The sequence below is a fragment of the Clostridium ihumii AP5 genome (genome assembly GCF_000612845.1).
Taxonomy (GTDB): domain Bacteria; phylum Bacillota; class Clostridia; order Clostridiales; family Clostridiaceae; genus Clostridium_J; species Clostridium_J ihumii.
On sequence record NZ_CCAT010000012.1, the window covers coordinates 1 to 21,605 of the forward strand.

Sequence of the window (21,605 nt, forward strand, 5' to 3'; positions counted from 1 at the left end):
CCATCAAATGCAAAATCATCAATTTTCAATGGTATAAGTACATCATGTGATGCAACCAATGCATTTATAGTAGATATATTTATATCTGGTGCATTATCTATTATGCAAAAATCATATTTATGATTTACTTGTTCTAATGCTATTTCTAACCTTGTTTGCTGAGGTCTTGCTTGATCCATTAGCACCCTTAAATTTGCATTTAATAAATTCATATTTGCTGTAATGATATCAAGATTAGAATAATTTGTTTTTTGTATTATTTTATCTAAGTTTACTTTTCTCATTGTCATAATTTCTTCAATTCCTTTATGATTATAAGAATGTCTATCAAACAGCTTAGATAAATTTCCTTGTTTGTCATTATCTATTAGTAATACACGATAGTTATATATAGCTGCTAAAATATATCCAATATTTGCAGTAGATATTGTTTTTGCTACTCCACCTTTTAAATTAATAATTGATATAACTTTCATTACATTTCACCTTCTTTTACATAATCTAGAAAGAATGCACAATCGCCTATTTTTATTTTGTACTTATCCACATCTTGTGCAGTTAAATACTGTCTACCATAAATCTTTTTCATATCTTTCCAAATAGTCCATGGTATAAATGCATACACATCTTTTATACAAATACATACACCTGTTTTTGCACCCATTCTTTCATGTTCCTCTAGGCATTCCATTTGTGTATCTGTTAATGCTGCTCTTCTCATTTTTAATGTGCTTGTGTATTTGGCTTCGAATACTATTGCTTGACCACCAGCTAACGTTCCTTTAAAGTCTGGCTGTGCATTAGCTGTAAATCTCCCCATAAAAGTTCCATTATTACTTTTTTTCATAACTCTAAATGGTTCTGGAGTTTTCTCTATAACTGCTAGTCCTTTTCTTTTATAATAATTACACCCAGCAGTTATATAAGCTTCAAATAAATGCCCTTGTGCATTGTTTACAGTATTTTGATATTCTCTACATTCACTGACTCTCATAAAATTCACTCCTCTTTAATTTCTTTTATATGTTTTTATAAATATCATTCTTTCCTTTTCCACATTTTTAGGTATATGTGCCACCCTGTATCCTCGTAATATTCTGTAACTACACTTGTTATTTCATATTGTGGATAAATCTTTTCAAATTCTTTTTTATTGCTATTGTCTTTTGCTAATTTTTCTACTTTTCTTTTAGAATATTTATTATCATTAGTTCTTGAACAAGGTCTTATAAGGTTTTGACTACCACTCCAACTTTTTTTGTTCTGTGGTCTTTTCACTATGTATTTACACATAGCCTCTATGCCATTTTCATTAGGTTGAAGTCTATCAGCATTTACATATCCTAAGCTTTCGCCTTTCTTTTCTCCCCTTTTTCTTCTTTTGCACCATAAGTCTTCTACTGTGTTTCTATCTAGTCCACCATTCATAATTAAATGATGATGAATCTTTATATTCTCTTCTTCATTTTTTGAATAATAGTATTCTGTAACAACGATATATTTTAACTCTCCTAGTCCCTCTTTTTTCATCTTACGTTTTATTCGTCTAATATGATTAATTAATATTATTTCTGCCTCTTCTGGTGTTTTAGGTCTATTTGCATCTGTATATGTTAAAGACACATGATAATCACCTATTCCAAAATTGGCATTACCTATCTGTACTAAACGCCTCTTTGAATTTTTATCATTCAAGTCTTTTTGCTTTGGTAAACTTTCTCTTACTTTCTTTGACCTTTTCCCTTTTACATATGTTTCTTGGTTTTGAGTTCTAGGGATTATATCAACCTCCATGTACTCACTACCACAATATATTTTTTTCTCTCTCATAAAACTTCTACTCATTTTGGTTTCAACTCCTACCCTCATAACTCAATTTCTTATCCCACTTGTACATATCTTTCTTTTAAAATCTATAGGGTATATTCTCATATATTTATTTTCTATATTTTCTTTATATAAAAATGTAATATTTTTATATAAAATCTAATATATTAGTTTATATGGTTGTAATGTTAATACCCCATACAAGCCCTAAAAGGACTATGTTTTTTATTTCCAATTGTACTTTTAAAACCAAAATGATATAATGTTGTTACTGTAGATATCGTTTTGGTTTTTTTAAGACCTTTAATAATGTGTTCCCGCACAAAATTAAAGGTCTTTTAGCTTTGTAAGTAAATTCCATTTCATAGATATATTTAATGCTTGTACACTTTTAAACGTATTCATGTTTCTTTATGCCTCTTATACAATCAATTCATTTTTTAACTTATTTAATGCTTTATTTTTTATCCTACTTATATGTGTTGAAGAATATCCCATGATATTAGCTACTTTGCTTTGAGGATATCCACTTAAAACATTTAAAATTACAACTTGTTTTTCTTTTTCATTTAATGATTTATCTAAAATATCTTTAATTTCTATATATGATTCAAATTCATTTATTTCAGTTTCTTTACTTTTTATCATATCTAGCAGTGTACTTGCTCCATCAATATTAGCAATTGGCATATCTAAGGATAATGGAATTTTTGCAACCTTGTTCAATCTTTCCTTTTTACTTCCCATTCTCCATTTATCAGTAGTTAAATAGTCTTTTATATAATTTCTTATAAATTGAGCTGCATATGATGAAAACTTGTATCCTAAACTTTCATCATATTTCTCAGTTGCTTTAATTAGTCCCATACATCCAACTTGAAATTTTTCTTCATAATCAAATTTATCAATTACTATAAAATACTTATTTATGGTAAATGAAACTAAATCTAAATATTCTTCTACATTAATCATTTTCTAAACTCCTATTTAAATTGATTTTTATCTACATTTTTTAATATTTCTATTGTCATTTCTAAAATTTCTACATCCTTATTACAAGTTTCTATCATCTCAAATTGTTTACAATCTGATTTCAAATCATTTAAATGTTTTATAATGTATTCTTTCTTTTTATTCAGTTGCTCTTGATTTTTTTCAAGAGCAACCCTTTGTTCTTTATCTTTCTCCATAACATTTCCCCTCATTCTTTGCCATTTCTCTTGCATGAACATTTTCAAGTTTAATACCACCATTTTTTAATAGTGTTTCTATAGCTTCTCTTAATAGTTCTGCTGCCTTTTCTTCATTTTGCTCTCCTGTAATTTTACATTCTAATAACATTTACAAATCCCCCATCCTTTTTAATTGCTTCATTATGCTAAAAAACTATTTAATTAAACTTTTTAATGATGTTTCTAAACTTAGTTCCTCTACTCTACTAATAGCCTCTTGAAATAATCTCCTAGTAAATATTGCTGTGACTTCTACTCCCTCAAATTCATCTATTACAAATTGTATTAACTTATCTATTACTTCTTCTCTTTTTTCAGTCGTAACATATACTGTTAATTCTTCCATCCTAATCCCTACTTTCTATATTCAAATTCACAATGTTTTGATTTTCTACATTTTTCCACCTATAATGTAATTATCAGCTTGGCAGAGCTGAAATATTTTTGAAAGGTGGTTCTAAAACATGTCGACTTTTGACTCACTCCCAAAAGAATCAAAAAAATTATTTTGTATTCTTTATAAACAATACTTAAAAAATCTAAAAGATAATATGTCTAAATCACGTGCACGATTCATGGATAATTCTGATTATATTCAGAAAAATCTTTATTCACATCTAAGTGTTGATGATGTTTCAGATATATGTCGAAACTTACACCACAATGATTTTATAGAGTGTCATTTCGGTGATGATTTAGTTCTTGATGTTTCAATTACAGATGATGCAATTGCTTTTATGCAACATCGCTTTAAAAATGGAATTAAAGATTTAACAACATTTATTACTTCTCTAATTCCTTAGGTTCAATTGAAGTCGCATCTAGCATGTGACTTCCTTTTAAAATTTTGTGTTCTTCTCTAGTAATCAATCTTACTTTTCTATACTCTTGGCATGGATTAGCTAATTGTATTACTCTTATTAAACTTTCTTCATCAACCAAGATTGTTTCATTTTTTCTGTCATACGCTAACGCTGATAAATAATTTCCCACACCTCTCCATCTAAACACATTCATAATTTCAATAGCTTTATTCAATTCCTTACATTCTTCACATTTATTACTTTTTGTTTCTATAAACGGACTATCTAAGTTTTTATCAATACTCATTTGTTTTAAAATAAGTGCCTTACAATTTTGTAAAGCTTCTAATGTTTCTCTAATTGTTAATCCACTAAATCCTAAGTGCCTTAAAATATCCTCTGTTATCTCTGACACTTCAACAATTTCATCTTCTTTAATCATTTATTAAATTCCTCACTTTCTTTTTCTAAGGTTGCTACCCATTTATTTAAGCTATTATTCCCATCATTACGATTTCACCGACCTATCGAGAAGTGTTCGCTTTTACAAATTTTTAACTTATACTAATTTAATTTATTTTCTTCTTTTTTGTTTCCAAATTGTTTACCTAATTCAAATCCCAGATTAAAGCTTCTTTTAAAGAATTCAAAAGTTTCTTGGTCTTTAACATCTAAAGATAATACAAAATCAGTTATTTTATCAATTCTGGACTTTTCTTCTTTCTTTAAAATAATTTCCATTTCTTCACTTCCTTTATTGATTTTTAGTGAAATTAAATTTTATATTTTGTGTTGATGAATACATTATATATCTATATTAAGTATCAGTCAATACATAATTATAATTTATTTTTATTCTTTTGCGTTGACTAACACATTTTGTAATGTTATTATTTTCTTATGACTGGAGGTGATAAAATGGAAATGCATGAAAGAATAAAAAAGGTTAGAACTGATAATAAACTAACCCAAAGTGAATTTGCTAAACATTTAGGTGTAACAAGATCTGTTATATCAAATATAGAATTAAATAGACTTGCGAAACCTGAGCAAAAAAACTCTCTAATAAAACTAATTAGTAAAGAATTTAACATTAATGAGCAATGGCTTCTTGACGGCATTGGTCAAATGTTCATTGAGCCAGATACCTTTTCTCTTGATGAATATTTAAAACAAAAGAAAGCTACAGATTTAGAAAAAAATATAGTTGAGTCTGTTGTTAAAAGTTATTTTGAAGTATCTGAAGAATTTAGAGATGAGTTTATCAATAATCTTATTAACAGATTTAAAGAAACACTAAACAATGAAGATTGTGCTTGTGAATATGATGACATTACATCTAATAATGAAAAAAGTATTGAAGAAAGAGTTGCTGAAGCTGAAAGAGAATATTTAATTACAGTTCATGGTAAAACACCTGAACAATTAGACACTAGAGATAAGATTTTAAACTTTAAGCCAAATAGTAAATCTGATAAAGAACATGCTTAAAAATTAAGAAACTATGGATAAATGGGGGATTTTATAATGGGAAAAAAATATACTAATGAAATGTCAATAACTACTGATAAGTGTAATTCCTCTTATTTTACATCTGAGGAATTATATATATAAGACATCTAATAGACTGTAAAAGGAAAGATGTTATTTGTCTAGAATATTTCAGAAGAAAGAAAAATAAAAGAATATAATTATATGAAACTAAATCTTAATTAATATGCTAACTTATTAATTAAATTTATAGTATTTGAACAATCACTATTTTAAAAGAGTTATGTTAATGCATAGCTCTTTAGTCTTGAAAGGAGTATTTTTATGAGAATAGCAATTTATGCTCGTCGTAGTGAAGAAAAAGAAACTGGTGAAAGCATTAAAAATCAAATTCTTATATGTAATAGATATGTCTCTACATATTATCCTAACGCTTCTGTGGTGGATGAGTATTTTGATGATGATTATAGTGGTAGAAATATGCACCGTCCAGAATTTGAAAAGATTTTAAAATTAACTAAAAAGGGATTTTATGATGCATTAGTATTTTGGAAGTTAGATAGAGTTTCTAGAAATGCACTTGAATTTTTACAACTACAAAAACAACTAGAAGATTTAAATGTTAATTTAATTTCTGTTACAGAGGGTTTTGACCCATCAACTCCAGCTGGCAAACTTATGATGACTATGCTTGCATCTATAGCTGAAATGGAACGAAAAAATATTTCTCTAAGAGTTGCAACAAATATGAATGAAATGGCTAAAGCTGGTCGTTGGACTGGTGGTAGAGTTCCTTTTGGATATTCTGTAAATATTATTGATGGTAAAAAATATTTAGTTCAAAATGAAAGCGAATTTGCAATAGTTAAATCTATGTTTGATAAGTATTTTGAATGTGAAAGCTTATTTGCTACTAGTAAATGGCTTAAATCTACTTACTCTATAAATAAACCAGCTACTACTATAAAAAGAATGTTAGAAAATTTACTGTATGTAAAATCTGATGAAGATATTAAAAGTTATTTATCTTCTAAAAATATAACTCTATATGGTGATATTAATGGATTAGGTCTTATTAGCTATAATAAAGTGGATAAAACTAAAGATATTGGTGTAGAGTATAGAAATGAATCTGATTGGATTATTGCCATTGGAAAGCACCCTGGCATTATAACTGGAAAAGACTATATTAAAATTCAAACAATATTAAAAAGTAAAAATAATAGTGGTCGTCGTGGAACTGGTGAAGTTACTTTTTTAAATGGTCTATGTAAGTGTGCATATTGTGGTGGTTATATGCGTACTAAGCAAAAAACTGGATCTAAAAATAAATATTTTGTTTGTGGAAATAAAGATAGCATGCGTAATGATTGCAAAAATAAATTTTTAAGAATACAGGATGTTGAAGAAACTGTTATTTACAAATTATCTAATTATACTTCAAGTACTATAAGTATTAATAATAGTAATATTGATACTACTCTTCTTAAAAAGGAATTAGAAAAAAAGAATTCTCAAATAAAAAAACTAGTTACTAAAATATCTCTTGCTGATGATTTAGAAGATATTTTCCTAGAACAAATAAGAGAATTAAAAAAGGATGTAACTGAATTAGAAGTAACTATTCAAAATGCTGAAAGAAAGAATCTTTTAAATGAAGTTGACGAATATAATAGAACTGTTTATCTTCAACAACTTAAAAATTTTAAAACCGCCTTTTATAATTGTGAATCAATACAAGATAAAAGAATACTTGTAAAATCGCTCGTTGCATCAATAAACCTTGATGGCATAAATAAAAAAATAGAGCTAGTTCCTAAGTTCTAGCCCTATTTATATCTCATTTTTTATTATCTACTATTCTTTTCATATGGCTGACCAGATGCTGCTGGTCCTTGAGTTTTTCCAACAAAACCAGCTAGTGCTAACATTGTTAGTATATATGGTATTGCTGAATAGAACTCAGTTGGTAAAGACCATGTAAATCCTTGAGCAACGATTTGGAATGCTTCTCCAAATCCAAATAGTAAACATGCTCCAAGTATTCCAAATGGTTTCCAGTTACCAAATATAAGTGCAGCTAATGCAATAAATCCTCTTCCTGCAACCATGTTTTCTTTATATAGTGGTGTTATACCTAATGATAATGCAGCTCCACCAAGGCCCGCTAACATTCCAGATATTATAACACATATATATCTAGTTTTATAAACATTTATTCCTAATGTATCTGCTGCTTTTGGATGCTCTCCAACAGATCTAACTCTTAATCCAAATGGTGTTTTGTAAATTACAAAGTAAGATACAAATACTAACACTATTGCTAATATAACAAACCAGTTTATCCCGCTTAAAAATGGTCCTATTACTGGTATACTTGCAACACTCTCTGGAACGTGGAATGGTAGTCCTTTAACTATATCTGTTTGACCACCTTTTCCAAACAATCTAGTTATTAAGAAACTTGCAAGTGCTGTTGAAAATAAGTTTATCGCTGTACCTGATATAACTTGATCTGCTTTTAAGTTTACACTTAAGAAAGCATGTATTAGTGCAAGAACACCTCCTGCAACCATACCTCCAAATATACCCATTACTGGGCTTCCAGTAACATGAGTTACATATACGGCAAAGAAGGCTCCCATTGTCATCATACCTTCCATACCTATATTTACTACACCTGATCTTTCTGAGAACATTCCACCAAGGGCAGCAAATAATAGAGGAGTAGCTATTCTTAACGTAGCTGTTATTAGTGATATAAAGTTAAAACTATCCATTTATTATCGCTCCTTTTTTCTTTTTCTCTTCAAAATGTTTCATAATGTAGTCTGTTGCAACAAATATAATTATTATCGCTTGTATTAAAAATATTATTTCTTTAGGTATTCCATTTAATTGAAGTGCTCTTGCACTTGTATTTAATGCACCAAACAATACTGCTGAAGCTATACATCCAACTGGATTGCTCTTAGCTAATAATGCAACTGCTATACCATCAAATCCGTAAGCTGGTACTGCCATAAAGTCTTGTACCATATAAGTAACACCTGAAACGTGTAATGCTCCACCAAGACCTGCTATAGCTCCTGAAAGTACCATTGCAAGAACTGCATTTTTCGCAACATTTATTCCACCATACTCTGCAGCATGTGGATTTATTCCAACTGCTCTGATTTCATATCCTACAGTAGTTTTCCATAATAACCAGAAAATAAATATTGCAACTATAACTGCAAATATAATTCCTATGTTTGCTGTAGAACCTTTAGAAAATCTCATAAGTTTTGCACTTTCCTGAATTATAGGAGTTCTTGCTTTTCCCGGAACTCCAAATGCAGTTTTAAGTATTACATAGTTAGATAGGAATAATGAAATATAATTAAGCATTATAGTATTTATAACTTCACTAGTTCCAAATTTAGCTTTTAATAGTCCAGGTATTCCTCCCCAAATTGTTCCTGCTATAATACCTGAAACTATCATTAATATTACATGAACTATTGGGTTTAATCCTGGAATTGTTCCAACAATTCCACCTGCTAACATACCTACAACGAACTGTCCACTTACCCCTATATTAAATAATCCTGTTTTAAATGCTATAGCATTCGCTACACCTGTGAATATAAGTGGCGTCACTTCTGATATAGTATTTAATATATTTTTTTCATTTCCAAAGCTACCTTTCCATACTGTTCCTATTAAATCAGTAAGAGCTGTAAAATACTTTGTTATAGAGTATCCTTTCGCCCACATAACAAAGAACACTGATATAAATAATGAAAGAAGTATAGCTATAAAAGGAAACGCTACGGCTTTCCAATTTATTTTAAATCCTTTTGACTGTTCAGCCATTATTTTTCAACTCCTTCCTTGTTTTCATCTAATGTTCCACCAGCCATTAATATACCTAATTTTTGCTCATCAGCATCTTTTCTATCTATGATGTCAACAATTTTTCCATCATACATAACTGCTATTCTATCTGATAAAGCTAAAATTTCATCCAACTCTAATGATACTAATAAAACGGCTTTTCCTTTATCTCTTTCTCCAACTAATCTCTTATGTATATATTCAATAGCACCAACGTCTATTCCTCTCGTAGGTTGAGCTGCAATTAATAATTCTGGATCTTTATATATCTCTCTCGCAGCAATTAGTTTCTGTTGATTTCCTCCTGACAATGCTGAAGCATTAACTGCATTATTTGGAGTTCTAACATCAAACTCTTCAATTAGTTTATCACAATGTTTTTTAATATTATTGTAATTTAAAACTATTCCTTTACAGAATGGTTTTTCTTTATGCATTCCAAGAATAGAGTTTTCAAATAGTGAGTACTTAAGTACTAACCCTCTTTTATGTCTATCCTCTGGGATATGAGCTACACCTGCTTTAATTATTTCTTTAGGTGTCTTTCCATATATATCTTTTTCATCTACTGATATTTTTCCTTCTTTGGGCTTTCTAAGTCCAGTTAAAACCTCTAATAATTCTGTTTGTCCATTTCCATCTACACCAGCAATACCAAATATCTCTCCGCCAAAGACTTCAAAGTTTATATCTTTTATAACTTCCACTTTTCTTTGATCTATAGCTGATAAATTTTCTACATGTAAAACTCTTTTTCCTATTTTACAAGGATCCTTTTCTACAACTAGATTAACTTTTCTTCCAACCATTAGTTCTGCTAGTTCATCTATGTTTGTCTCCTTAGTTTGAACTGTTCCAGTTACTTTACCTCTTCTTATAATTGTAACTCTATCACTCATTTTCATAACTTCTTTTAATTTATGAGTGATTAATATTACAGACTTTCCTTCTTTTTTCAAGTTATCTATAATATTAGCAAGTTCTTCTATTTCTTGCGGTGTTAAAACTGCTGTAGGTTCATCTAATATTAATATTTCCGCTCCCCTATATAAGGCCTTTAATATTTCAACTTTTTGTTGTTGTCCTACAGAAATATCTTCAATAACTGCATTTGGATCTATACTAAATCCATATTTTTCAGATATTGCCTCAACATCTTTTACCGCTTTTTTCAAGTCAAGTTTTATTCCTTTTTTAGGTTCTATACCAAGTATTATATTTTCTGCTACCGTAAAGTTGTTTACAAGCATAAAGTGTTGGTGAACCATTCCTATTCCTAATTTTATAGCATCATTAGGATTTGTGATTTTTGCCAAATTTTCATTGACATATATCTCACCTTTTTCTGGTTGGTATAACCCATATAAAATATTCATAAGGGTAGTCTTACCTGCCCCATTCTCACCAAGTAAAACGTGAGTTTCTCCTTTTAAAAGTTCAAAATCCACATTATCATTGGCAATAGTTCCAGGGAAAACTTTGGTTATACCTTTCATTTCTATTACCTTTTTCATTCCGTTTCCTCCTTATACTAATAACCTACCACTTATTAGTAATTTACATCTCATACTTATTTAAGCCTACCATAATTATAATATTAAAAATAATAATTCAAAATACAATTTACTATTTATTTAGAATTTCTCACAATTAATCTAAAAAAAATTAACATTTTGATTTATTATTTTGATTTTCTTAAAACCACTTTTTTATTAAAAGAAGCTAGATGTAACTAGACACCTAGCTTCTTTAAACTTATATATTAAAACTATTTAAATTCCATTACACCTTTTCTGTCTTCTGGAACTTTAACTTCGCCTTTTACTATTTTATCTTCATATTCTTTTACTATTTTTATAACATCTTCTGGAGTGTTTTTATTTGTAGTTTCAGCTATACCAACTCCGCCTTCTTTTAAGCCAAGAACTTTATGTTCAGCTTTGAAGCTTCCATCTTTTAATTCTTTTATAGCTTCGTATGTTCCAAGGTCAACTCTTTTTATCATTGAAGATAAGATTACATCAGCATATTCTGGAACTGATAATGATTGATCCATATCAACTCCGATTGCCCATACTGCATTTCCTTTATCTTTTATTTCTTTAGCAGCTTTGAACATTCCAATTCCAACTCCACCAGCAGCATGATATATAACATCACAGCCTGAATCATATAATGATTTAGCTATTTCATATCCTTTGTTTGTATCTGAGAATGAATCAGCATATTTTACGTTTGATCCTGGTTTTGTTCCATCAGCACTTTCTAATCCTTTTGCAGCTTCTGGGTTAACTGCTTTAACACCAGCAGCAAATCCTGATTCAAATTTATTTATTGTAGGTAGGTCTTTTCCACCTATAAATCCTATTTTATTTGTTTTTGTCATTTTACCAGCTATTACTCCCATTAAGAAAGAACCTTCTTCTTCTTTGAATGTAATAGACATTACGTTATCTACTCCATCTGCTTCTTTATCTATAACTTCATCAATTATAGCAAATTTAGAATCAGTATTGTTTTTTGCAATATTAATCATTGCTTCTTTTAATTGGAATCCAATTCCGAATGTTAATTGTGAACCAGCATCAACTAAAGCTTGTAGATTTGGCTCATAATCTTCTTTCTTTTGAGATTCTATTGGTTTATATTCTACACCAAACTCTTCAACTGCTTTTTTTACTCCAGCGTCAGCTGATTGGTTAAATGATTTATCATTTAATCCACCTTCATCAGTTGCTAATCCAACCATTATTTTTTCATTGCTATCGCCTTTAGCTTCTTCTTTTTTATCTGCTCCATTGTTTGCACCATTGTTTGCAGCATTGCCACAACCAACTAAAACTGAAGCACTTAACATAGTTGCTGTTAGTATTGCTACTAATCTTTTAACTTTCATAAAACTAACCTCCTAAGATTACACTTAATTATATGTCTGAATATGAAAACATGCTAATTTTCTGCATATTTTCAATATATATAATTCTTTTATAATTCTCTTTAATATTATAATTAAAAATCATATATTTATTCAACTGTTTTTCGTTTAAAAGTTTAAATTAATAAAAAGATAGCACATATGTAAAGTTTTTTTATTATCAATTAAATTTTTAAACATACTTTTTTATAATATGACAAAAATATAATATACTCTTTGTTTTTTTATTTAGTATGTTGTACACTAAAACTCCTTTTGTAATATACTATATTTTTTTAAATTATACAAGTACTTTTTAATACACTTAAAATTCTGTTTTATATGACTTTTTAGAATTATATATATATTTGTCGTTTAATTTATTATCGCATCACTTTTATGAATATGTAAAGTTATTTTTTTAATATTTCACATTTTTTTATAATAAATTTATAATTATCATTTATGATTTTTTCTCTGATGGATTGTTTTTGTTCCCAGTTGTATAGTTTATTTTTTCTTTATAAATAACTTTATAATATTCAATTTGAATTTTTTCTTCCTATATATATATGCATTTTAAATATACATTTATGTGTATTTATCTTTTATTGTTTAACGTAAATTTTGACTGAGCAAAATGCTCAGTCAAATCTATGCTAAATATTCAGCTTTTTTCAAAACTTCTTTTGCCTTATCAAGTTCGTCTTCAGATACAAGTACTATAGGACCTGTACAGCCCATTCCACTTTCTGAATAAATGTTTTCTTTCCATAAAGCTTTACATGCATTTTCAAGTTCTAATATATCTATTCCAGCGATTGATGCAGTTACAACCTTTTTAGGTGGAATTTTAACTTCTTCTTCACTTTCTACCTTAACTGCTTTCTTAGCAGTTTTATCTATGAATTCTTGAAGTCCTTTTTCATTCGCCTTTTTAAACTCATTTCTTGCAATATCTAAAACTTTATTTTCTGCACAAGTTGCACAGTATCTTAATGCTTCTGCTATTAAAGGTGCTCCTGATGCCCTTGAAACTATATTAACAAGTTTATCATAATTTTCTCCTACACCTGGGCCATATCCTGCCCCAACTGTTTCATAGTTTCCACCAGTTGTAAATGAAGAAAATACTTTAACAAGTAAGTTTCCTGTTAAAGAATCACAAACCATAACATCTGGTGTTCCTGCTAATAAATCGTTTCCTCTCATAACAGCTCCACCATCAGCTCTTAGTGAACTTGCAAATTCAAATTCATATCCAGCTTCTTTAACTTCATTTAATATTCTTTCTACTTGTCTAGCACCATCTAAATTTAATATACCAACTTTAGGATTTTTTATTCCATTAGCTTTAGCTACTGAAATTCCTGATATTGCATTTTTAACCATTCCTTCAACTCTGTTAGTTGATGTAGTTCCTGTTGTAGTTGCTAATATCATTTCCTTACCTAATCCTGGAGTTAAAACTCTACCTATAGTAGACACTCCTATTGGAAAATCAAAGTGTTGAGTTACACAACCATCTAACTCTCCATTTTCTAGCATTTCAGTCATTTTTTTATGACCTGCTTCTGGAGAATCAACTTCCACTACTTCAAAATCTCCATCTACTTTTGTTCCTATTAAAACTATATCAAAATCACCATATTTATTTTTGCAAAGCTCCGCTGCTTTAACCATTTCTTCTACACCGTGCTCTGAACCTAATATAGTTAAGCCAATTCTTGCTCTTTTTTTGAATTGACCACTTTTTATCCCATTAGCAATATCATTAAATACTTCTGCAATCATTGCCTTAGTTGAATTTTGGCTCATATTTACACCCCTTTTCTAAAGTATAGTTCCTCCATATTAAAAGGAACTATACTTAAAAATTTAATTATTCCATATCTTTTGCTAAGAATGTAGCAAAGTCTTTCATTGCATCTGCAACCATTGATTTAACTTCGTCTTTACTGATTCCTGCATTTTCTTCTACAACACCTGTATTTTTCTCAACTAGTATAGATACACCATCAAATAGATTAGTCATTCTTCCTAAGAATAAACTTCCTTTACCTATTATCATAAAGTTATTTAATTTTCCTTCCTTTATGTGATCTATTCCATGTCCTATTACTGGCACTCCTGAAGGTATATGTCCTTGAGTTGGTGCAAATCCTGGATATCCATGTTCTTTTACGAATCCTGGTAATTCTTTTCTTTCTAATTGTCCTTTTTTAACAGCTAATGCTCCTATCATTTTATAGTTTTGTGTTGGAACATCTCCAGCTCCTGCTGGTTCTGTTATATCTGGTGTTTGCATTTCTGGTGCAAATTTATCTACATCTGTTATTTTTATTCCATTTTTAGTTAATGGATCAAGAACTAATGCTTCTAATACAGCTTGTGGTGAAGCACCATGTCCTATTGTGTGTCTTCCAATTACATCTGTTCTTAATATTGGACTAACACCATCATTTTGAGATACTAATACTGCAAATCCGCCTAAGCAATCTTCAAGTACTGGCATATCTTTTTTAACATGATCTCTACCATTCATTCCAAGTTTAGCTGTAGCTCCTCCAGCTATAACTAAAACATTTTTATATATTCCACTTTTAACAAGTGATGCTGCTGTAATTAATGAGTGTGATGGTCCTGCACAGAATCCTCTCATATCAGCTCCAGTTGCTCCTGTTAATCCAACAACTTCTCCTATTGATTTAGCTATATTTCCGCCACCTCTTTGGTTCATGTCTCCTATAGCTTCTTCTGAACATTCAATTATATATTCAATTTCTTCTACAGGTACATCTAAGTTATCAACTAAATGTAATCCTGCTAAAACACCAGAAGACTTAACTGCTAAGTTTTCTAGCATATAGTGAGCTGATAAGTTTGGATCTATTTCGTGAGCTCTTCTTACACATCCAACTAATTTTCCATCTATATATAGACCTTCTGCTCCTACATTATTAACTAAATCTTCAATTTTAGAAATTTCATCACCAACAACTTTTTCAGCTTTGTCAGCTATTAATTTATGTTTAGTTAATTTTTCTCTTGTTTCATTTGCAAAACTTTCTTCTAATATAACTAAATCAAATACGTCACATATTTTCATAAGTCCATAGAATTCATCTTGTGGCATAACTTCTCCAAATTTACCAAATCTATTTGCATTTTCAACATTTTTTCCAAACCAAGGTCTTGGCATTTCACTTAATTCATCTGGAGTTAAGTTTCCTATATAAGTTTGGTTTGGTGCATAAGCTACAACTTCCTCATATGGTCTTAAATGATCTTTTAAAGCTTTTAAATATTCTGACCCCGGATTAGTTTGTCTTTCTGCTGTTTGAGTTGTTCCATTATGTATTACCATATCTGGAGTGTTAACTAATATATATGCTGCTTTTTTTAATACTGGAAAATTCATGATTTTAAAACCTCCCTTTATACTCAAGTGAATATAATTCACATTTTTTACTCTTATTAATATTATCTAAATCATGATAGATAATCTAAAATATACAAGCTACTTGTTTTAAATTTTTCTTGCATATTTTACATCATCTAATAATTTAACTATTATGAAATTTTAAAATAATCAGGGAACAGATTCGTTCCCTAATTATTTTATATTATTAAAATTTTACAATTTTATTCAAATATTTTTTGTCCATCTACTGGAGTTTGTAATGCTATTAATGCTTTTTCTACTAAGTGTTTTCTTAAAGCATATTCATCTTCCTTGCTTAATGCAGGGTTTCCTAGTGGGTGAGGTATTGCTATTGTTGGTACTATTCTATTAGCTCCAACAGTTAAAGAAACTGGAGTTATTGTACACATGTGTACTACTGGTAATCCAGCTCTTTCTATTTCTTTTACTAGCGTTGCTCCGCAACGTGTACAAGTTCCTCACGTAGAAGTTAATATAACTGCATCTACACCATCAGCTATTAATTCTTTAGCTGCATATTCACCATATTTCTTAGTAGAAGCAACAGCTGTTCCATTACCTACTGTTGAATAGTAATATCTGTGTAAAGAACCTATTTTACCTTCTTTTTCCATTTCTCTTAATACATCAACTGGTATTACTCTATCTGGATCTTCATTTGCATATACTGGATCGTGTCCACCATGAGCTGTTTCATGAGTTTCACTTGTTAAATCCATTATACCTTCTATATCATATTTACCAATTTTTGATGCACTTGATGATTCAATATGATCTGGATTTCCTTTTGGAACTATACCACCAGATGTAACTATAGCAATTTTAGCTTTAGTTATATCTTTTATTGGAGGATTTGGCTCTACTCTATCAAAGTTAGGCATTTTAAATTCTGTTACAAATTCTTCACCTTTTAATTTTTTAACAAGCATATCTACTGCTCTCTTAGAACCTCTTTCAGTTGCGAAGAAATTTTTTCTTACGCCTCTTTCAATATATCCTTCTTCAGCTGGTGATCCAATCTCTTCACCTTTAGCTAATTTTATAGCTAATTTAGCCATTGATGGAAGGGCAGCTCTCATACCAACAGCACTATTTCTAGTAGATACTATATGAACATATTTTTTGTACATATCAGCACCTGGGTTTTCTATATACATCGCTGTTAAAACTGGTATATTTAAACTTTCTTTAACTGCTGTAGATACGTCACCACAAGCAACTCCATATCTACCTGCATTAAATGCTGGACCAGCTATAAACATATCTGGCTCGTATTTTTTAACCATTTCTAATATTTCTTTTTTAGCTTCTTCTGTATTTTCAGCAAAATATGAGTCACCACATATTACAGTTGCAACTATTTCTGCTCCTTCTTTTTTTAATAATCCGTTAAGACCCATTCCTGGTCCAACAAATCCTTCACGAACTTCTGGTTTATAATCAGCTTTTTCTTCTCCACCTATTCCAGCGTAAAACTGATTTATATAATGAACTACTTTTATCATGGTTTTCCCCCTTTCATTGGGCATTGACCCGTGAAATCTAAAATGTTTTCAGGGTCAAAAAACAATTTCTATTTCTTCCGTATTTTATATTTTTACTTTATATATTTTAAATTAAAGGTATTTACAGAATTGGTCTCTTACTGATTTAACTTCACTTACTATTTCATCAACATCTAAAACCATTTCCATCATTCCGCATTGTTCATCATAAACAGCATCATCAAATTCAGCTTTCATTTCTTCTTCAACAACGTGGAAAACTGATAATCCTAATTCAACTCCTGCTAAAGGACCTGCAAAAGTAGGGTCTCCAGCTGAAACAGTTTCTGCTGATAATCCTGATGCTTCAGCCTCTGCTCCACCTATTACTACTACCATATTTTCTGGTCCGAATTTTTCTGCTAAATCTTTAACTCTTTGTTGGATCTCCAGATCCATTGCACCTGCAGCTGTTCAGACAAAGCACTCTGTAGATGCAAATACTACTTCTCCTCCTGCTGATTTAACGCAAGCTTCTAAAGCTGGTCCTGGTATTCCGTCTCTATCACCGATACAAACAACTTTTTTTCCTTGTAACATAATTAATCTTCCTTTCGCTTATAGTATTTTGGTTATAGTTTTATTTATAAACCTAATTTATTTCTTTTACTTAAAAACCTTTAGCTGTTAAAGTGTTAAATCCAACTTCGCTTGTAGCTCCTGTTATAACTTGGATTTCAGCTTCTATACTTCCATCTTCTCTTAAACTTCCCATGTGTCCTCCAGCAATTATATTTGCTGCATCAACATGTCCAATTACTCTATCCATTTTAGGAAGTACTATAACTTCATTAGCATTTCCGCCTGTTACAACTGCATCTCCTTTTGGAGTTGAGTCTGCTAATGATTGAGAACATCCATCTTGTCCTGCATATTCATCAGTTACAAGTACAGTTTTTATTCCTTTTGCAGATATTTTATTACAGTTCATAACTAAATCAGCATCTGGATTACCAAATCCTTCTTCTGAAATTATTACTGCCTCAGCTCCTAAGAATTCTACTAATTTAGCAGTCATGTTAGAAGATCTTTCTTTGTCTGCAAGATATACGTTTTCATTAGTTATTACACAACCAAGGAAGTTTATATCTTTTCCATGTCTTTCATATAAATCTTCTATTATTGGATGATTCATGTGAACATAACTTGGATTTTTATCGCAAGCTGATACACAGTTACCACTTACTACTGCTCCATCAAATACTTCTGTTGGATAAATAAATGTTGGTATTATTTTCTTAGCATCTACTCCATAAACATAAGTGTCATGTAATAGTCCTTGAGTTTGTAACATATAAACATATATTACCTTTGGTAATTCTGGATATTGTTTAACTTGTTCTAATAATGGTAATGTTTCGAATGTTTTAACTTCATCTGGTTCAACATTCATTCCAGCTTTTCCAAGGTATGTAGCTGCTTTAAATCCTATAGTTCTAACAGCTTCCTCATGTTCGTGTTGTTTTACTCCCTCTTTTGGTTCACATATAATAACTAAGTTATTAGTTTTTGAGAATGGAGTAAATTTAGCTCCCTCTCCACACATATCTACTATACCTTCTTGGAATCCTACAATTTTACCAGTTGTAACAACTGCAGCTCCTTTTAATACATGTGTTCTGCCTGATCCTACTGTATCAACTTTGTTTACGAAACCTGGGAATATACCACCATTGCCCTCAACTTTAACTCTTGGCTCAATTACGTCTTTAACAGGTATTATTCTTACACTTTCACCTGGTCTTGCAATATCAAAATCGATGCTTGCTATTTTTTCATCCCCACCGATTTCTTTTAGAAGCTCTTCTTTATTAACATAAAGAGTTCCATTTTCAACTTTTGTTTCTGGTCCGAATTGAAGATCTTTTATCATTATTTTTCCAATCTCTAGACGCAAAACATTCACCTCCTAAAAATATATAAAGTTTATTAACTTATAGTTTATTATTATTAATATAGGCAGCTTGAGCTGCCTATATTATAAGCAACACATTTAAATTTTTTTATTTATTAATTATAGTGTTTCATAGCAAGCTTTTATGAAGCTTTCTACATCTGCAATATTAGATATTTTATCTGGAGTTAAAGTATCTACACATTCTCCAGCTTTGTATAATTTCATTGTTGGAAGACCTAAAACTTTTTGTGCTATTGCAAGTCTTCTTGCTCCACTTATATTTAAGCTAACGAATTTTATTTTATCGCCATATTTAGCTTCTAATTCGTGTACTGATGGCATTAATTGTTTACATATTTCACATTTGTCTCCCCAAAAATCAACAAATACAGGTTTTTCAGTTTCACCTAAAACATCACTTTCAAATACTTCCTTGTTGTCTTTTCCTATTTCTAACATTTTAATACCCTCCCAAAATGTTTCTTCATATATTTAAAATTAATTTTAATTTTACTTATTAGCAATATAGTGTTCAGCTTGAGTTGCTGCTATAGCACCATCTGAAGTTGCAGTTATAACTTGTCTTAAAGATTTTTTTCTAACATCTCCAGCCGCAAAAACACCTTCTATATTAGTTCTCATATCTTCATCAGTTATGATTTCGCCTCTATCACTTAATTTTAAGCTAGTTCCTTCAAATACTTTTGTAGTTGGGTTGTATCCAACAAATACAAAGCATCCATCTACTGCTAAATCTGATATCTCATTAGTTTTAACATTCTTAATTTTCAATCCACCTAGTATTCCATCGTTATCTATTGCTTCCTCAACTACTGAATCCCAAAGTATATCAATTTTATCATTTGCAAATACTCTTTCTTGTACTGATTTATTTCCTCTAAATTCATCTCTTCTATGAATTACAGTAACTTTTTCAGCAAATTTAGTTAAATATATTGCTTCATCTAATGCTGAGTCTCCACCACCTACAACAGCAACATCTAATTCTTCAAAGAAATCAGCGTCACATGTAGCACAGTAAGATACTCCTTTTCCTCTTAACTCTACTTCGTTTTTAAATCCTGCAAGTCTTGGGTTAGCACCTGTAGCTATTATAATTGTTCTTGCTTTATACTCACCATTTTTTCCAGTTAAAGTTTTAACTTCACCTTCTAATTCAACTTTAACTATTTCATCTTTAACTATTTCAGTTCCAAAGTTTTCAGCTTGTTGTTTCATTCTTGCTATTTGTGGAGCTGTTTCGTCTTGTATTGATCCTGGATAATTTTCAATTTCTGAAGTTGTAGCAGCTTGGCCTCCAAATTTAGCTCTTTCTAATAGTAATGCACTCATTTTAGCTCTTCCTGCATATAATGCTGCACCTAATCCTGCTGGGCCTCCACCTATAATAATGGTATCATAAATTTTATTTTCCATGATTTTCCCCTCCCTATTCAATTGCATGATGTATTAAATCACAATCTATTAATTGAAAATCTTTTAATATTTTATCACTCCATTTTGGAGTATTGAAATCTTTCAAAAATTTTTCTGTAGTATGTATAGAATTTTCTATTATATCTAAAGACTGTAAATCTATAGATTTATTTTTTTCTATTGAAACACATATTGTTCTATATGGAGTCTCATTAGGCTTTACACTACTCATTAATGGATGCGTTAAAAGTTTATGTCCTATATGTATTTCGTCTCTCACTTTTCTTAATACATCCATAGCATTTCCGTTTTCTAAATATATAACTTCAAAGTTATTTTTAAAATGTTCATCTGACAATGGATTATTAGTTATTATATATAATGGTTCAATCACCTAATTACCTCCTAACTAAGCATAAAAAAAGCATACACAAAACTATTAATAAAACAATTTTGCCTATGCCCTGTCCTTTTACCTGAGAGTTTTACTCCTTCGGTGCTTGCGCTTTCCAGAGTTATGTCCATCTTCGATCCTTTTGCCTGAGAGTTTCAAACATACCTGGCAAGACATGTTTTTGCTTCTTCGGCTATTCTACTATAAAAAGCTTTACATTGCTATTATGTAGAATCATCTCTCGAATATTTCATCCATACTATTTTTATTAAATTTTCTAAATCTATTGGAAATTTCAATTACAAGTTAAGTATATATTATTGTTTTTTAAATTTCTATAGTTTTTCGAATTTTTTGTATTTGAAATATCTATACTCAATTTTAATATTTCAAATAATTAATATTTTTTGAATTTTCCTGTCGATTTTTGTTTATTTTTTAGTAAATTTATAATATTCTTTAAATTATACTCTATTTTTTTGAACATTTCTTATTTCTATATTCAATTATATTTATTTTTATACATTTTTTTCTTATTTATGTCGTACTAAGAATTTTAAATAATTAAAATATTCATTATTATATACTATTTAAAATTTAAATTTATGATATAAATTGCTTAAATACTGTTTTTTTTAAATATATTATATGCTTTTATATATAATATACTTTAAGTTCCAATCATTTTTTGTTAATAAGTTATATATAAATTTGTTTTTAATCTAAAAAATCAAACTTTAAA

24 protein-coding genes and 2 riboswitches are annotated in these 21,605 nt (G+C 29.7%); of the genes, 3 read left to right on the forward strand and 21 right to left on the reverse strand.

The genetic code is table 11. The features are described from left to right. From BN346_RS02855 to BN346_RS02880, 7 genes are all read right to left on the reverse strand, one after another. Positions 1-476, reverse strand: a 476-nt coding sequence (locus tag BN346_RS02855; RefSeq protein WP_034439154.1) for a ParA family protein, incomplete at its 3' end; no start/stop codon positions are given. Further along, on the reverse strand, positions 476-994 hold the full coding sequence (locus BN346_RS02860; protein WP_034439155.1) for a Holliday junction resolvase RecU: 519 nt from the start codon (positions 992-994) through the stop codon (positions 476-478). The genes BN346_RS02860 and BN346_RS02855, both read right to left, overlap by 1 nt. Positions 995-1,038: 44 nt before the next feature. Next, entirely contained in the window at positions 1,039-1,845 is an 807-nt protein-coding gene (locus BN346_RS02865) for a rolling circle replication-associated protein (protein WP_034439157.1), read from the reverse strand. A 402-nt stretch (positions 1,846-2,247) separates the two neighbouring features. Continuing rightward, positions 2,248-2,799 (reverse strand): sigma-70 family RNA polymerase sigma factor, encoded by a 552-nt coding sequence (locus BN346_RS02870; RefSeq protein WP_034439160.1) that lies wholly within the window; start codon positions 2,797-2,799, stop codon positions 2,248-2,250. 11 nt (positions 2,800-2,810) lie between these two features. Beyond that, on the reverse strand, positions 2,811-3,017 hold the full coding sequence (locus tag BN346_RS02875) for a hypothetical protein (protein WP_034439162.1): 207 nt from the start codon (positions 3,015-3,017) through the stop codon (positions 2,811-2,813). Further along, positions 3,004-3,168, reverse strand: coding sequence for a hypothetical protein (locus BN346_RS21495; protein WP_158644439.1), 165 nt, complete (start codon positions 3,166-3,168; stop codon positions 3,004-3,006). Before BN346_RS21495 ends, BN346_RS02875 begins: the two co-directional genes overlap by 14 nt. Positions 3,169-3,213: 45 nt before the next feature. Beyond that, positions 3,214-3,405, reverse strand: coding sequence for a hypothetical protein (locus BN346_RS02880; RefSeq protein WP_034439163.1), 192 nt, complete (start codon positions 3,403-3,405; stop codon positions 3,214-3,216). Positions 3,406-3,523: 118 nt separating this feature from the next. On the opposite strand from BN346_RS02880, the gene BN346_RS02885 reads away from it, so the two are divergent. Next, positions 3,524-3,862, forward strand: a complete 339-nt coding sequence (locus BN346_RS02885; protein WP_034439165.1) for a hypothetical protein — start codon at positions 3,524-3,526, stop codon at positions 3,860-3,862. Here BN346_RS02885 and BN346_RS02890 read toward each other — a convergent pair. Both BN346_RS02890 and BN346_RS21500 read right to left on the reverse strand, forming a co-directional pair. Then, complete coding sequence (locus BN346_RS02890) at positions 3,843-4,304, reverse strand: hypothetical protein (RefSeq protein ID WP_034439167.1); 462 nt, start codon at positions 4,302-4,304, stop codon at positions 3,843-3,845. The two genes, BN346_RS02885 and BN346_RS02890, sit on opposite strands and share 20 nt — an antisense overlap. 122 nt (positions 4,305-4,426) lie before the next feature. Then, positions 4,427-4,603, reverse strand: coding sequence for a hypothetical protein (locus tag BN346_RS21500; RefSeq protein WP_158644440.1), 177 nt, complete (start codon positions 4,601-4,603; stop codon positions 4,427-4,429). 177 nt (positions 4,604-4,780) lie between these two features. On the opposite strand from BN346_RS21500, the gene BN346_RS20370 reads away from it, so the two are divergent. Further along, on the forward strand, positions 4,781-5,353 hold the full coding sequence (locus BN346_RS20370; protein WP_051539938.1) for a helix-turn-helix domain-containing protein: 573 nt from the start codon (positions 4,781-4,783) through the stop codon (positions 5,351-5,353). 324 nt (positions 5,354-5,677) lie between these two features. After that, complete coding sequence (locus tag BN346_RS02900; protein WP_034439169.1) at positions 5,678-7,180, forward strand: recombinase family protein; 1,503 nt, start codon at positions 5,678-5,680, stop codon at positions 7,178-7,180. A 23-nt stretch (positions 7,181-7,203) separates the two neighbouring features. Here the strand turns inward: BN346_RS02900 and BN346_RS02905 are convergent, their stop codons facing one another. The 12 genes from BN346_RS02905 to BN346_RS02970 form a co-directional block, all read right to left on the reverse strand. Further along, the gene (locus tag BN346_RS02905) at positions 7,204-8,133 is read right to left on the reverse strand and encodes an ABC transporter permease (protein ID WP_034439172.1); all 930 of its coding nucleotides are present in this window, start codon (positions 8,131-8,133) and stop codon (positions 7,204-7,206) included. Continuing rightward, positions 8,126-9,211, reverse strand: coding sequence for an ABC transporter permease (locus BN346_RS02910; RefSeq protein ID WP_034439173.1), 1,086 nt, complete (start codon positions 9,209-9,211; stop codon positions 8,126-8,128). Before BN346_RS02910 ends, BN346_RS02905 begins: the two co-directional genes overlap by 8 nt. Beyond that, positions 9,211-10,746, reverse strand: a complete 1,536-nt coding sequence (locus BN346_RS02915; RefSeq protein WP_034439175.1) for an ABC transporter ATP-binding protein — start codon at positions 10,744-10,746, stop codon at positions 9,211-9,213. The genes BN346_RS02910 and BN346_RS02915 overlap by 1 nt, the downstream gene beginning before the upstream one ends. A gap of 254 nt (positions 10,747-11,000) precedes the next feature. Beyond that, complete coding sequence (locus BN346_RS02920; RefSeq protein ID WP_034439177.1) at positions 11,001-12,128, reverse strand: BMP family lipoprotein; 1,128 nt, start codon at positions 12,126-12,128, stop codon at positions 11,001-11,003. A gap of 672 nt (positions 12,129-12,800) precedes the next feature. Then, positions 12,801-13,964, reverse strand: a complete 1,164-nt coding sequence (gene grdD / locus BN346_RS02925; protein ID WP_034439179.1) for a glycine/sarcosine/betaine reductase complex component C subunit alpha — start codon at positions 13,962-13,964, stop codon at positions 12,801-12,803. 64 nt (positions 13,965-14,028) lie between these two features. Continuing rightward, entirely contained in the window at positions 14,029-15,567 is a 1,539-nt protein-coding gene (gene grdC, locus BN346_RS02930; RefSeq protein ID WP_034439181.1) for a glycine/sarcosine/betaine reductase complex component C subunit beta, read from the reverse strand. A gap of 224 nt (positions 15,568-15,791) precedes the next feature. Next, complete coding sequence (gene grdB / locus BN346_RS02940; RefSeq protein ID WP_081770899.1) at positions 15,792-17,096, reverse strand: glycine reductase complex selenoprotein B; 1,305 nt, start codon at positions 17,094-17,096, stop codon at positions 15,792-15,794. 111 nt (positions 17,097-17,207) lie between these two features. Beyond that, positions 17,208-17,675: a glycine/sarcosine/betaine reductase complex selenoprotein A gene (gene grdA, locus BN346_RS02945; protein WP_081770900.1), complete on the reverse strand. Its 468-nt coding sequence runs from the start codon at positions 17,673-17,675 to the stop codon at positions 17,208-17,210. A gap of 70 nt (positions 17,676-17,745) precedes the next feature. Further along, positions 17,746-19,032 carry a glycine/sarcosine/betaine reductase component B subunit gene (locus BN346_RS02955; protein WP_034439194.1) on the reverse strand — a complete coding sequence of 429 codons (1,287 nt, stop codon included), beginning with the start codon at positions 19,030-19,032 and terminating at the stop codon, positions 17,746-17,748. A 117-nt stretch (positions 19,033-19,149) separates the two neighbouring features. Continuing rightward, on the reverse strand, positions 19,150-19,491 hold the full coding sequence (locus BN346_RS02960; RefSeq protein WP_034439195.1) for a thioredoxin family protein: 342 nt from the start codon (positions 19,489-19,491) through the stop codon (positions 19,150-19,152). A 51-nt stretch (positions 19,492-19,542) separates the two neighbouring features. Continuing rightward, on the reverse strand, positions 19,543-20,469 hold the full coding sequence (gene trxB, locus BN346_RS02965; protein ID WP_034439197.1) for a thioredoxin-disulfide reductase: 927 nt from the start codon (positions 20,467-20,469) through the stop codon (positions 19,543-19,545). 13 nt (positions 20,470-20,482) lie between these two features. Further along, on the reverse strand, positions 20,483-20,863 hold the full coding sequence (locus BN346_RS02970) for a GrdX family protein (protein ID WP_101541667.1): 381 nt from the start codon (positions 20,861-20,863) through the stop codon (positions 20,483-20,485). Between the two features lie 68 nt (positions 20,864-20,931). Beyond that, positions 20,932-20,984: riboswitch (glycine riboswitch) on the reverse strand. A 3-nt stretch (positions 20,985-20,987) separates the two neighbouring features. Beyond that, a riboswitch (glycine riboswitch) is annotated at positions 20,988-21,117 on the reverse strand. Positions 21,118-21,605: the final 488 nt, after the last annotated feature.